This is a genomic window from Duganella sp. AC237, from assembly GCF_979254035.1.
In genome coordinates, this window is sequence record NZ_CEEDEW010000003.1 from 2498414 (window position 1) to 2512593 (window position 14180).

At 61.9% G+C, this 14180-nt stretch carries 10 protein-coding genes; 8 read left to right on the forward strand and 2 right to left on the reverse strand.

From position 1 onward, the window contains the following. Window positions 1-77 precede the first annotated feature (77 nt). Window positions 78-3371 carry a discoidin domain-containing protein gene (locus tag AC0IYS_RS11500; RefSeq protein WP_471705264.1) on the reverse strand — a complete coding sequence of 1098 codons (3294 nt, stop codon included), beginning with the start codon at window positions 3369-3371 and terminating at the stop codon, window positions 78-80. A gap of 147 nt (window positions 3372-3518) precedes the next feature. Here AC0IYS_RS11500 and AC0IYS_RS11505 point away from each other — a divergent pair, with 147 nt between their 5' ends. From AC0IYS_RS11505 to AC0IYS_RS11530, 6 genes are all read left to right on the forward strand, one after another. Then, entirely contained in the window at window positions 3519-4439 is a 921-nt protein-coding gene (locus AC0IYS_RS11505; protein WP_471705265.1) for a patatin-like phospholipase family protein, read from the forward strand. 58 nt (window positions 4440-4497) lie between these two features. After that, window positions 4498-4908 (forward strand): GlcG/HbpS family heme-binding protein, encoded by a 411-nt coding sequence (locus tag AC0IYS_RS11510; RefSeq protein ID WP_471705266.1) that lies wholly within the window; start codon window positions 4498-4500, stop codon window positions 4906-4908. 390 nt (window positions 4909-5298) lie between these two features. Further along, on the forward strand, window positions 5299-6462 hold the full coding sequence (gene carA / locus AC0IYS_RS11515) for a glutamine-hydrolyzing carbamoyl-phosphate synthase small subunit (RefSeq protein WP_471705267.1): 1164 nt from the start codon (window positions 5299-5301) through the stop codon (window positions 6460-6462). A gap of 1 nt (window position 6463) precedes the next feature. Continuing rightward, entirely contained in the window at window positions 6464-9694 is a 3231-nt protein-coding gene (gene carB / locus AC0IYS_RS11520; RefSeq protein ID WP_471705268.1) for a carbamoyl-phosphate synthase large subunit, read from the forward strand. Window positions 9695-9785: 91 nt separating this feature from the next. Then, window positions 9786-10262 carry a transcription elongation factor GreA gene (greA, locus tag AC0IYS_RS11525; RefSeq protein ID WP_090320927.1) on the forward strand — a complete coding sequence of 159 codons (477 nt, stop codon included), beginning with the start codon at window positions 9786-9788 and terminating at the stop codon, window positions 10260-10262. Then, complete coding sequence (locus AC0IYS_RS11530) at window positions 10262-10744, forward strand: DUF4149 domain-containing protein (protein WP_471705269.1); 483 nt, start codon at window positions 10262-10264, stop codon at window positions 10742-10744. Before greA ends, AC0IYS_RS11530 begins: the two co-directional genes overlap by 1 nt. 83 nt (window positions 10745-10827) lie before the next feature. Here the strand turns inward: AC0IYS_RS11530 and AC0IYS_RS11535 are convergent, their stop codons facing one another. Next, on the reverse strand, window positions 10828-11298 hold the full coding sequence (locus AC0IYS_RS11535; RefSeq protein WP_090320933.1) for a YhbY family RNA-binding protein: 471 nt from the start codon (window positions 11296-11298) through the stop codon (window positions 10828-10830). Window positions 11299-11341: 43 nt separating this feature from the next. Here AC0IYS_RS11535 and AC0IYS_RS11540 point away from each other — a divergent pair, with 43 nt between their 5' ends. Then, a complete protein-coding gene (locus AC0IYS_RS11540; RefSeq protein ID WP_471705270.1) occupies window positions 11342-12034 on the forward strand; it encodes an RlmE family RNA methyltransferase in 693 nt (230 codons plus the stop codon). A gap of 211 nt (window positions 12035-12245) precedes the next feature. Beyond that, entirely contained in the window at window positions 12246-14129 is a 1884-nt protein-coding gene (gene ftsH, locus AC0IYS_RS11545) for an ATP-dependent zinc metalloprotease FtsH (RefSeq protein WP_471705271.1), read from the forward strand. The last annotated feature ends 51 nt before the right edge of the window (window positions 14130-14180 follow it).

Below are 14180 nucleotides of genomic sequence, written 5' to 3' on the forward strand. Positions count from 1 at the left end.
GAAGGGGGATACGGTTCGACGGCGCATCGATGGCGGATTACGGCGTTCCGCCTAATCCGCCCTACGTGTTTGTACGATTATTCGGGTTTTTTGGCCGCCGGCGCGATGTTTTCATCGATGTCGCTCGACGCCGACCGCACGCGCTGATACGTTACCGCACCGCCGTTTTCCGGCAGCGCCGGGCCGGTGTAGAGCAGCGCCAGTTCGGCGATGGCGGCGGTGTTGTCGCTGCCGAAGCCACTGAGCGCGGTGAAACGCAGCTGGCGCGCGCTGACGTTCTTGCCGAATTCGATGCGCTGCTGATCGTAGGTTGAAACCAGCGCGCCGCGTTTGATCTCCTTCCAGGTGTCGCCATCGTCGCTGGCTTCGATCAGGTAGTCGCGGACATCGCCTTCGTGGTCTCGATGGTTCTGGCGCGGCATCAGCAGCAAGCCGGAGAAGGATGCAGGGGCTGGAAAGCTCAGCGTCAACGTCTGCGGCGTGCGCACAGCCGCCTGCGTGCCGGCGGTCCAGAAGGTGTTCGGATCGCCGTCGATGGCGTTGGCCGGGTTGTTTCCGCCGCTGGCCTTGGCGCCCAGCTTCTTCATCACCAGCGTATCAAACAGCGCCTTGCGCACCTCGGCGGCGCAGATGGACATCTGCGGATTGAAGCTGTCGCTGGCCATGTAGTCGAGCACCGATTTGCGCAACTGGCGCGCGACGATGCGCTGATCCAGGTTGGTCTCCAGGTCCGGACTGGCGACCATCAGCCGGCCCTTGCCGACTTTCGCCTCCAGCAGCAAACCCAGTTTGAAGTTGCGGTTCCAGTCGTCGACCGGTTGCACGATCGGTTGCAGCGCCGGTGGCAGCTTGTCCAGGTTGATCGTGCGCGCGCCTTTGATCAGCTCCGACCATTGCCAGTCGTTGAAGCGGTCGGTGGGGAATTGCGTCAACGCCGGGTGCTTGTTGTCGATCCAGACGCCGAGCGTGCGGCTCCAGGCGGGATTCATCAGACGGTTCCAGAATACCGGCACGCTGTCGAGCGGCGGGCCGCTCCAGTCCAGATCCGACGCCAGCGGCAGGAACAGCACCTTGCCACCGGCCGCAAGGGCGGCTTCGGCGGCCGCCCAGTGGTGCGTGACCAGTACGTCGGCCGGTTCCGGCGCGGTGATGTTGGCGGGATAGAGCCAGATGTTCCAGTCGTTTTCAGCCAGCGGTTCGATGCCTGCGCCGACGCCGACCTGCAGCCGGTACGCCTGCGGCGCCGCCAGATCCTTGAGGGACAGCCGGATTTGTCCGAGCGGGATGTTCTTGCCGATGTCGATCGTCCGGCGCGCGAATTCGCCGCCGGCGGCGACGCGGCCGGTGGCGTCGATCAGCTTCCACCAGGGCTGCGCATCGGTCAGCGCGGCGGCGCCGAAGTGGGCGATCTCCACGTCCGCCGTCAGCGTTTCGTTGGTGCCGTATGTGCGTTTGAGCAGGCGCGCCAGCGGCACCGTCTGGCCATTGAAGCGCCGGAATTCCTCGGCGGTCGCATAGCCTTTGGGCTCCCAGAACGTGTCCAGAATGCCTACCAGCGCCGTGCCCTGGCCCAGATAGTCATGCAGGTCGAGCAGCTGGTAGCCCATCAGGCCGGGCGTGCGCAGGTTCGCTTCGATTTCCTCCTTATAGGCCTGGACCTGGAATTTGCCAGAAGCCCAGGCGAAGTCCTTGTTGCGGGCCGCCATGCCGTGGCGCGCCAGCGAGTCACGGAAAATCTCGTAGTTCCCCGGCCGCAGATAACCCCTGAATTTGCGGATGACGTCGTAGTCGGGATAAGCCGCCCACTGGCCCGTTTCGTGCGACACCACCGGCACGTTGACGCCGGCCAGCGAGGCGCCGTAGTCGCGGCCGAACCAGCCTTTTTCTCCGCGTAGTGGCTTGGGGCCGATGCGCTGCATCGACAGGAAATCGGTGCCGTCGGCCAGGCCGGAAACTTCCTTTTCAGTGTGGCCGGTGCCGTTGGAGTAGAGCCGGCGCGGGTCGGCCTTGCGGTAGTGGGCGATCCAGGCGTCGAAGGCTTCTTTCCAGCGGCCTTTCGGCTCGTTGGCGGGGCTGAGCAGAATGAAGGATGGATGATTGCCGTAGGCTTTGATCATGCGCCCGGTCTCTTCATACAGCATCTTGTCCATCGCGGTGCCCGGCGATATCTCGTTCCACATGCCCGGTTCCGGTTGCAGGTAAACGCCCAGTTCATCGGCGGCCTGGAACGCCGCCTCCGGTGGGCAGAAGGAGTGGAAGCGTATGTGGTTGATGCCCCAGTCCTTGTTGATCTGGATGATCTTGCGCCAGTAGGCGACGTCGGTTGGCGGATAGCCGGTCAGCGGAAAGTCGCCGCCGTGATGCGTGCCGCGCAAAAACAGCGTGCGGCCGTTCAGCTGGAACTGGTTGCCCTTGGCGGCGATCTGCGCGAAGCCGAAGCTGACGTCGCGCGTGTCTGCGGCGCCGGCGCCATTGAGCTGGAGTCGGATGTTCTGCAGCGCGGGGTTGAACTCATCCCAGGTTTGCGTGTTCGCCGGGAAGCGCACCTTGATCTCGGCGCTGCCGCCTTGCGCGCTCCATTTGACCTTATGCGCGACGCCGTTGGCGGTGACGGTGCCGCTGCCGGCGCGGCCGCCGGCATTGCCGATGCTGATTTTGATGCGTGCCGTTTTGCTCTGCACATCCGGGTAGACCTGGACGTCGTCCAGCCATACCGGCGAGGTGGCGCGCAGCTCCATTTTGCCGACGATGCCGTTCCAGCTCATGCCGAGCGAATCGGATACGCTGTGGGCGTCGGGCCGGTAGGCCATCAACATGCGGTTGTCGACGCGGATGGAGATCCGATGCCGCCCGGGCGCCAGCAGGCCCAGATCGTATTCGTGTTCGGCCACCAGACTCAGATTGCTGCCGACCTTGCGTTCGTCGATCCACAAAGTGGAGCCCCAGCGCGGACGTTCCAGGAGCAGGGCGACGCGCTTGCCGCGCCAGGCCGCCGGCACGTCGATGTCGCGCTGGTACCAGGCGGCGCCGAGGTAGTGCTTGGGCGGCTGCGACAGGAAAGGGACCTTGACGTTGCCGGCGGCGGTGTGGGTTTTGTAGTCTTCGCGCTGGTCCCAGTTCTTATCGTACAGCGACAGCACCCAAGGCGTTTTGGCGGTGATGTCGTCGCCGTAACCCTGCGCCTGGAGGATGCCGGGGAGGGCGATGCCGTCCTTCAGGTCGCGCGTGAACCAGGCCTGGCTCTCGCCTTCGTCGTTGCGGTCCATGGCGAAACGCCACTCGCCCGAAAGGTCGCGCGATTCGGCCGCGTTGAGGATGCCGCTGGCGCAGGTGGAGACGCAAAGGAGGGCGATGGCGAGGAGGCGGAACATGGAGTGCCTTGCAAAACGAGGGTAGTGAGATTATCGGCCAATCCACATGCGGCTTTCACTCAAATGCGTGCGCGTTTGGCGTCGTTTGGGCCTATTCAGTTACAATCTGCTGCGCCAAATCAGCCACTATAGCCACTATACCAACACATGCAACTACGCCGTCTTACCCTTGCCGCTCTAGCCATCTTTGCCGCAACCGCCATCGTCGGCTGCAAGACCACGCCAGTGATTGAGACGCCGGCCCAGCCGATCGCCGTGCCGGAGCCGCTACCGCCGCGCAAAATCAAAATCGGCCTGGCGCTGGGAGGCGGCGCCGCGCGCGGCTTCGCCCACATCGGCGTGATCAAGGCGCTCGAGGCGCAGGGGATTTATCCGGATATCGTGGTCGGCACCAGCGCCGGCAGCGTGGTCGGCGCGCTGTACGCGGCCGGGAACACCGGCTTCCAGCTGCAAAAGCTCGCCTTCGACATGGACGAAGCGGCGATCTCCGATTGGGCCATGCCGCTGTTCGGCAAAAGTACCGGTGTGTTGAAGGGGGAGGCGCTACAGGCTTACGTCAACAAGGCGGTCAACAACCAGCCGATGGAGAAGCTGAAGGTGCCGTTCGGCGCCGTGGCGACGGATTTGAAGACCGGCCAGCCGATTCTTTTCCAGCGCGGGAATACCGGCATGGCGGTGCGGGCATCGTCGTCGGTGCCGGGCGTGTTCCAGCCGGTGACGATCAGCGGCCGCTCCTATGTCGACGGTGGGTTGGTGGCGCCGGTGCCGGTGCGTTTCGCGCGCGACATGGGGGCGGACTTTGTCATCGCCGTCAATATCTCCACACAGGCCGACGTGCAGGCGACCGTCAGTTCGGTCGACGTGATCATGCAGACCTTCAGCATCATGGGCCAGCGCATCAACCAGTATGAATTGAAGGACGCCGACATCGTCATCGCGCCGAGCCTGGGCAAGATGGCCGGCAACGACTTCGCCGGCCGCAACCAGGCGATCCTGGCCGGCGAGCAGGCCGCCGCGCTGGCGATGCCGCAGATCAAACAGAAACTCGAAGCGCGGCGCAAGCCGTAGGCTTTAGCGCATCCTCTATATTACCGTTACGACAATAAGCAATAACCAAGGAAAAACCATGCAAACCAAACCGTATCTGTCGCTTGCCGACGTCAAGAAAATCGCCGCCGCCGCTGAAGCCGAGGCTGTCGCCAACAAATGGGCGGTCGTGATCGCCATCGTCGATGACGGCGGCCACCTGCTGTGGCTGCAACGCCAGGATGGCGCCGCGCCGTTGTCGTCGCACATCGCGCCGGCCAAGGCGCGCGTGTCGGCGCTGGGCCGCCGCGAATCGAAGATTTATGAAGACATGATCAACAACGGCCGCGTCTCGTTCCTGAGCGCGCCGGCGCCGCAGACCGACGGCATGCTCGAAGGCGGCGTGCCGATCATCGTTGACGGCCACATCATTGGTGCTGTCGGCGTTTCAGGTGTCAAATCGGCGGAAGACGCGCAAGTCGCCAAGGCCGGCATCGCCGCGCTGAACTAAGCTCCGGGGTCAGGTCCACCATTTCTACACGGGCTCGGCACTGGGGTGCAAATGCATGCTTTGTGACGGCTCGCGGATGGCGTGAACTGGCCCACGGATCAGCCCGTGTAGAAATAGTGGACCTGACCCCGGAGTGTTACATGCTGATCTGGCAAGGAAAAGAAATCGTCCGCTCAGGGCGATTTTTTTTGCCGGGATTTCGGTGCCTCTCCATTGCCAAGCAGGGTGGATTTGGTTATAATTCAAAGGTTTAGCCAATCTCACCCTACCGTAGCCGACCACCACTCACTCCATATTCAATCTGACCTTCCACCCCGGCCTGCGACGGCCTTGGGTACACGACGGTCGTCTGACGTGGCGCAGCTACGGTAACTTTATCAGGAGTTACCCTTGCCGCCATTTTTTTCTGGCCCCGCCGTTCCAGCCATACTGGCCCTCGCCGACGGAACCATTTTTAAAGGTTTTTCAATCGGCGCTGCCGGCCACACTACCGGCGAAGTCGTTTTCAATACCTCCATGACCGGCTATCAGGAAATCCTGACCGATCCCAGCTATTGCCGCCAGATCGTTACGCTGACGTATCCACACATCGGCAACACCGGCGTCAATCCAGAAGACGTCGAGTCCTCCAAAGTCCACGCGGCCGGCCTAATCATCCGTGACCTGCCGCTGATGGCGTCGAACTTCCGCTCCACCCAGTCGCTGGCCGATTACCTGAAGGCCGAGAACATCGTCGCCATCGCCGGTATCGACACCCGCAAACTGACCCGCATCCTGCGCGAAAAAGGCGCCCAATCCGGCGCCATCCTGGTCGGCACCCAGGGCAACGAGCCGTCCACCGCGCAAGCGCTGGAACTGGCCCGCTCCTTCCCCGGCCTGGCCGGCATGGACCTGGCCAAAGTCGTCTCGACCAAGACCGCCTACGAGTTCACCGAAGCGGAATGGGAACTGGGCGAGGGCTACGGCAAACTGAAGGAGCCCAAATTCCACGTGGTCGCCTACGACTACGGCGTCAAGCGCAACATCCTGCGCATGCTGGTGGAACGCGGCTGCAAAGTAACCGTGCTGCCGGCGCAAGCCACCGCCGCCGACGCCCTGGCCCTGAACCCGGACGGCGTGTTCCTGTCGAACGGTCCTGGCGATCCTGAGCCATGCGACTACGCGATCCAGGCCACCAAGGAATTGATCGACAAGGGCATCCCGGTGTTCGGCATTTGCCTGGGCCACCAGATCATGGCGCTGGCTTCCGGCGCGAAAACGCTGAAGATGAAGTTCGGCCACCACGGCGCCAACCACCCGGTGCAGGACCTGGACAGCAAGAAGGTGATGATCACCTCGCAGAACCACGGTTTCGCCGTGGACGCCGCGACCCTGCCGGCCAACACCCGCGTAACCCATAGCTCGTTGTTCGACGGCTCGCTGCAGGGCTTCGCCCGCACCGACAAACCGGCGTTCTGCTTCCAGGGCCACCCTGAAGCGTCGCCCGGCCCGACTGACGTCGCTTACCTGTTTGACCGCTTCATCGGCATGATGGAAGCAACGGAGAAAAAATAAGATGCCTAAACGTACAGACATTAAAAGTATTCTGATTATTGGCGCTGGCCCGATCATTATCGGCCAGGCTTGCGAGTTCGATTATTCCGGCGCCCAGGCCTGCAAGGCCCTGCGCGAAGAAGGCTACAAAGTCATCCTGGTCAACAGCAATCCGGCGACCATCATGACCGACCCTGAAATGGCCGATGTGACCTACATCGAGCCAATCACCTGGCAAGTCGTCGAGAAGATCATCGCCAAGGAAAAGCCGGACGCGATCCTGCCGACCATGGGCGGCCAGACGGCGCTGAACTGCGCGCTGGACCTGCATCGCCACGGCATCCTGGACAAGTACAAGGTCGAGCTGATCGGCGCCACGCCGGAAGCCATCGACAAGGCCGAGGACCGCTCCAAGTTCAAGGACGCGATGACCAAGATCGGCCTGGGTTCGGCACGCTCGGGTGTTGCGCACTCGCTGGACGAGGCGTGGGCCGTGCAGCGCGACGTCGGCTTCCCGACCATCATCCGTCCATCGTTCACGATGGGCGGCAGCGGCGGCGGCATCGCCTACAACGAAGAAGAATTCGAAGCGATCTGCAAACGCGGCCTGGAAGCATCGCCGACCAACGAGCTGCTGATCGAGGAATCGCTGCTGGGCTGGAAAGAGTACGAGATGGAAGTGGTGCGCGACAAGGCGGACAACTGCATCATCATCTGCTCGATCGAAAACCTGGACCCGATGGGCGTGCACACCGGCGACTCGATCACCGTGGCGCCGGCGCAGACCCTGACCGACAAGGAATACCAGATCATGCGCAACGCCTCGCTGGCGGTGCTGCGTGAAATCGGCGTAGACACTGGCGGTTCGAACGTGCAGTTCTCGATCAACCCTGCCGACGGCCGCATGATCGTCATCGAAATGAATCCGCGCGTATCGCGTTCGTCGGCGTTGGCCTCCAAGGCCACCGGCTTCCCGATCGCCAAGGTCGCGGCCAAGCTGGCTGTTGGTTTTACTTTAGATGAGCTGCGCAACGAGATCACCGGCGGCGCGACCCCGGCCTCGTTCGAGCCTTCGATCGACTACGTCGTCACCAAGATCCCGCGCTTCACGTTCGAGAAGTTCCCGACCGCCGACCACCACCTGACCACGCAGATGAAATCCGTCGGCGAAGTGATGGCGATCGGCCGCACCTTCCAGGAATCGTTCCAGAAAGCCTTGCGCGGCCTGGAAGTGGGCGTCGATGGCCTGAACGAGAAAACCAAGGACCGCGAGAAGATCGAAGAGGAACTGGGCGAGCCGGGTCCGGAGCGTATCTGGTACGTGGGCGACGCGTTCGCCCAGGGCTTCACGCTGGAAGAAGTGCACCAGCTGACCAAGATCGACCCATGGTTCCTGATCCAGATTAAAGAGATCGTCGACCTGGAACTGTGGATGGACACGCAGAAGCTGGAACAGCTGGACAAGACCGTGCTGTACAAGCTGAAGCAAAAAGGCTTCTCGGACCGCCGTCTGGCCTTCCTGCTGCAGACCGATGCCAAGGCCGTGCGCGCCCGTCGCCATGAGCTGAACATCCGTCCGGTGTACAAGCGCGTCGACACCTGCGCCGCCGAGTTCTCGACCAACACCGCGTACATGTACTCGACCTACGATGAAGAGTGCGAGGCCAATCCGACCGACAAAAAGAAGATCATGGTGCTGGGCGGTGGCCCGAACCGTATCGGCCAGGGTATCGAATTCGATTACTGCTGCGTACACGCGGCGCTGGCGATGCGCGAAGACGGCTACGAGACCATCATGGTCAACTGCAATCCGGAGACCGTGTCGACCGACTACGATACCTCCGACCGTCTGTACTTCGAGTCGCTGACCCTGGAAGATGTGCTGGAAATCGTCGACCTGGAAAAGCCGGTCGGCGTGATCGTCCAATACGGCGGTCAGACTCCATTGAAACTGGCGCTGGACCTGGAAGCCAACGGCGTGCCGATCGTCGGCACCTCGCCGGACATGATCGACGCCGCCGAAGACCGCGAGCGTTTCCAGAAGATGCTGCAAAAGCTGGACCTGCGCCAGCCGCCCAACCGCACCGCGCGCACCGAGGCCGACGCCCTGGCGCTGGCGCAGGAAATCGGCTACCCGCTGGTGGTGCGTCCTTCGTACGTGCTGGGCGGACGCGCGATGGAGATCGTCCACGAGCAGCGCGACCTGGAACGCTATATGCGCGAAGCGGTCAAGGTATCGCACGATTCGCCGGTGCTGCTGGACCGCTTCCTGAACGACGCCATCGAGTGCGACGTCGATTGCATCTCCGACGGCGAGACCACCTTCATCGGCGGCGTGATGGAACACATCGAACAAGCGGGCGTCCACTCGGGCGACTCGGCGTGCTCGCTGCCACCGTACTCGCTGGCGCAGGAAACCATCGATGAACTGAAGCGTCAAACCTCGCTGATGGCCAAGGGCCTGAACGTGGTCGGCCTGATGAACGTGCAGTTCGCGATCCAGAAGCAGGATGTGGATGGCGAATCGAAGGACGTGGTCTACGTGCTGGAAGTGAATCCGCGCGCCTCGCGCACGGTGCCATTCGTGTCCAAGGCGACCGGCCTGCAACTGGCCAAGATCGCGGCGCGCTGCATGGTCGGCCAGACCCTGGCGCAGCAGGGCATCACGACCGAAGTCGTGCCGCCTTACTACAGCGTCAAGGAAGCCGTGTTCCCGTTCGTGAAATTCCCGGGCGTCGACACCATCCTCGGACCGGAGATGAAGTCGACCGGCGAAGTCATGGGCGTCGGCAAGACCTTCGGCGAAGCGTTCGTCAAGTCGCAGATGGGCGCCGGCGTCAAGCTGCCGAAGTCGGGCAAGGTGTTCCTGTCGGTGAAATCGTCCGACAAGCCGCGCGCCGTGAAAGTGGCGCGCGACCTGGTGGAGATCGGCTTCTCGCTGGTGGCCACCAAGGGCACCGCCGCCGTGATCTCGGCCGCCGGCATTCCGGTGAGCGCGGTCAACAAGGTGGTCGAGGGCCGTCCGCACATCGTCGACATGATCAAGAACCACGAGATCGTGCTGGTGATCAATACCGTCGAAGAGAAGCGCAACGCCATCACCGACTCGCGCGCGATCCGCACCTCGTCGCTGGCCTCGCGCGTGACGACGTACACCACCATCGCCGGCGCCGAAGCGGCGGTCGAGGGCATTCGTCATTTGGACGAACTGCAAGTGTACGATTTACAAGGGCTGCATAAAACCTTACACTAAGGCTTAGCAGTACTTTTGAACCACAGAGCTCGCGCTGCAGTTGGCGTGGCCTCTGTGGTTTTCCATTGTAAAACCAGAGTAAATAAACAACATGACTTCAGTTCCACTTACCAAGTACGGCGCCGAGCTCTTGAAAGAAGAGTTGCACCAGTTGAAGACCAAAGAACGCCGTATCGTGATCGACGCGATTGCTGAAGCGCGTTCCCATGGCGACCTGTCTGAAAACGCCGAGTACGATGCCGCCAAGGAACGCCAAGCGTTCGTCGAAGGCCGCATCGCGGAATTGGAAGGTAAGCTGAGCGCGGCGCAGATCATCGATCCGACCACCTTGGACGCCGAAGGCCGCGTCGTGTTCGCCTCGACCGTCGACCTGGAAGACCTGGAATCGGGCGCGAAAGTGACCTACCAGATCGTCGGCCTGGACGAGGCGGATTTGAAATTGAGCAAAGTGTCGGTGACCTCGCCGATCGCCCGCGCGCTGATCGGCAAGTCCGCCGGCGACGTGGTGGAAGTGCAGGCGCCGTCGGGCCCGCGCGAATACGAAATTCTGGAAGTGCGTTACATCTGATGCTACTTGCGCGTATCCGTTTGCTGGTCGCGACCTTGTGGGCGGGCAGTTTGTGGGCGATCGGCTATCTGGCCGCCCCGACCTTGTTCGCCACCTTGGCCGACCGCGTGCTGGCAGGCACGATTGCCGCCAGCCTCTTCAACAACCTCGCGTGGCTGTCCATGGCCTGCGCGGCGATCATGCTGGTGCTGGTGTGGGTGAGCAAGGGCACCGAGACGGCCGGGATCTTTGCCGGGTCGGCCCGCAATTCCGAGGTCAAGTCGCGCCGCACGTTGATGGCGGTGATCCTGGTGATGCTGGGGTGTACGTTGGTGTCGCATTTCGGCCTGCAGCCGATGATGGGCGCGCTGCGTGCCGCGGCGGGGCCGGGCGGTGTGATGGAGTCGGCTGCCAAGAACGAGTTCGGCATCCTGCACGGCATTTCCAGCGGTCTGTTTTTGGTGCAGAGTTTGCTGGCCGCGTGGCTGGTGATCAAGCAATAACCCCAAACCTAAGGGGTCTGACCCCCTGGGGTCAGACCCCGGGCCAACGGGGTGCGGGTTTCAGCGGTGCCGCAAGCGCCGCGTTATTTCGAGCCTAACGCGCTCTTCTTCGAGGATTTCTGCTGTGGCTTGGCGCGCTTGATGTTGCCGCCCTGGGTCACGCGTTCATTCCCTTTCAACAGCACCTTGGTCACGGACGGACGTTTGGTGCCGCTCGGGCTAGGCTTGACGATGGTCACTTCGCGCAGGCCCTTGCCGGACGTCGAGCGTTCCTTCGTGGTTTCCACTTTCGGGCGGTACAGGACCAGCAGCTTGCCGATGTGTTGCACCGGCGCGGCGTCGAGTTGCTCGCAGATGGTGTCGTACATGGCGGCGCGGGCTTCGCGGTCGTCGCCGAACACGCGAACCTTGATCAGGCCGTGCGAATCGAGGCCCAAGGCGATTTCCTTGAGGACGTTGGCGGTCAATCCCGCTTCGCCGATCAGAACGATGGGCTTCAGCGCGTGAGCTTCGGCGCGCAGGGCGCTGCGCTCAACGGGTGTAAGTTTTTGCATAATATATTTTTAGTGGTTCCCTTAAAGGCAGTATTCTACGCGAATGAAGAAGAAGAAATTAAACAAAAACTGGTTGCACGACCACATTAACGACCCTTACGTGAAATTAGCGCAAAAAGAGGGCTACCGCGCCCGCGCCGCTTTCAAGCTCAAGGAGATCGACGAGGACGAGCACCTGATCAAGCCCGACCAGGTCATCGTCGACCTCGGCTGCACTCCCGGCAGCTGGGGCCAATACGTGCGCCGCAAGTTGGCCGGCAAGGATGGCGGCGGCATCAACGGCACCCTGATCGGCCTCGACATGCTGCCGATGGAGCCGATCGCCGACTTCCATTTCATCCAGGGCGATTTCCGCGAGCCGGAGGTGTTGCAGCAACTGGAAGATCTCGTGAAGGGCCGCAAAGTTGACGTTGTGTTATCGGATATGGCGCCCAACCTGTCCGGCATCGCCAGCGCCGACGCCGCGCGCATGGAACATCTGATCGATCTGGCAATAGAATTCTCGCAGGCGCATTTGAAACCTAGTGGTTCCTTGCTGGTCAAATGTTTTAAGGACATGGGTTTTAACGATATCGTGTTGAAGTTTCGCCAAGAGTTTAAAACGGTGGTGCAGAAAAAGCCGAAAGCCAGCCGCGACAAATCGTCCGAGATTTTCCTGCTCGGCCGTGGTTTGAAAAACCCCACCGACGGCATGGCGTCGGCGCAACCGCTCGAATCCGACCAATTCCGTCCTTGATCGCTCTTGTTTTTTACCGTACGGGCCGCACATCCAGCAAGGAAGCGTACTTTTGTCTTGATCCGCAGCAGAATTTGATCAAATAATGTGCCTTTCTGCTGGGTTTACACCCCCGCGCACGGGTGGGCTTCTGGCACCGCCTGCTTATTACGAGTAAAATCGGGTTTCTAGCCCTAGGTTAAAAGATGCGCCCCGCATCCAAGGAGTTTTCGTGAATAACATGTTTTCCAAATCAGCCATCTGGGTAGTCGTCGTACTGCTCCTGCTCATGCTGTACAAGCAGTTCGATAGCCATGGCGTTGCAGGCGGCGCCAAACCCATCGCTTACTCCGATTTGCTGGATGACGTGAAAGCCAAGCGCATCAAGGATGTCGTGATCGAGGGTGGCAACATCACCGCGACCCGCACCGATGACACCAAGGTCCGCACCACCGCCACGATCCTCGATCGCGGCCTGGTTGGCGACCTGCGCGACAACGGCATCCGTTTCGACGTGAAACCGCCCGAGGAGCCATCGTTCCTGCAGCAAGTGTTCGTGTCGTGGTTCCCGATGCTGTTGCTGATCGGCGTATGGATCTTCTTCATGCGGCAGATGCAGGGCGGCGGCAAGGGCGGCGCGTTCTCCTTCGGCAAGTCGAAGGCGCGCATGATGGACGAGACGAACAACACCGTCACCTTCGCCGACGTCGCCGGTTGCGACGAAGCGAAGGAAGAAGTCAACGAGATCGTCGACTTCCTCAAGGATCCGAGCAAGTTCCAGAAACTGGGCGGCCGTATTCCACGCGGCGTGCTGATGGTCGGTCCTCCAGGCACGGGTAAAACCCTGCTGGCGCGCGCCATCGCCGGCGAAGCCAAAGTACCGTTCTTCTCGATCTCCGGTTCGGACTTTGTTGAGATGTTCGTCGGTGTCGGCGCCAGCCGTGTTCGCGACATGTTCGAGAACGCCAAAAAGCATTCGCCTTGCATTATCTTCATCGACGAGATCGACGCGGTCGGCCGTCACCGCGGCGCCGGCATGGGCGGCGGTAACGACGAACGCGAACAGACCTTGAACCAGTTGCTGGTCGAGATGGACGGCTTTGAAGCGTCGTCCGGCGTGATCGTGGTCGCCGCGACCAACCGCGCCGACGTGCTGGATAAAGCGCTGCTGCGTCCGGGCCGTTTCGACCGTCAAGTCTCGGTCGGCCTGCCGGACATCCGTGGCCGCGAGCAGATCCTGAACGTGCACATGCGCAAAGTGCCGATCGGCACCGACGTCAAGGCCGACATCCTGGCCCGTGGCACTCCTGGTTTCTCGGGCGCCGATCTGGCCAACCTGGTCAACGAAGCGGCACTGTTCGCGGCACGCCGCAGCAAGCGCCTGGTCGACATGATCGACTTCGAAGATGCCAAGGACAAGATCTTCATGGGTCCGGAGCGCAAGTCGATGGTCATCCGCGAGGAAGAGCGCCGCAACACCGCGTACCACGAGTCGGGCCACGCGGTCGTCGCCAAGCTGTTGCCGAAGGCCGATCCGGTCCACAAAGTGACGATCATGCCGCGTGGCTGGGCGTTGGGCCTGACCTGGCAGCTGCCTGAGCACGATAATATTTCGGGCTACAAGGACAAGATGCTCGAAGAGATTTCGATCCTGTTCGGCGGCCGCATCGCCGAGGAAATCTTCGTCGGCCAGATGTCGACCGGCGCTTCGAACGACTTCTCGCGCGCCACCAAGGTGGCCCGTTCGATGGTGACCCGCTTCGGCATGTCCGACGCGATGGGCGTGATGGTCTACGAGGACAGCCAGAACGACGGCTTCTTCGGCGGCGCGTCGAAGACGATTTCCGAGGCGACCCAGCAAATGGTCGACGCCGAGATCCGCAACATCCTGGACCAACAGTACAAGCTGGCGCGCTCGCTGCTCGAAGCGAACCGCGACAAGGTCGAGGTCATGACCAAGGCGCTGCTGGAATGGGAAACCATCGACGCGGACCAGATCAACGACATCATGGCCGGCCTGGAGCCGCGCGCGCCGAAGCCTGGTGTGACGATCCGCAAACAGCCGCCTAGCGACGGCGGCACCGGCGTGACGCCCAGCGTGACGGCACCAGCCTAAGCAGTGGACCGCACGGTCCGCTGGCAGAGACAAGGGTGAGGAGAAATCCTC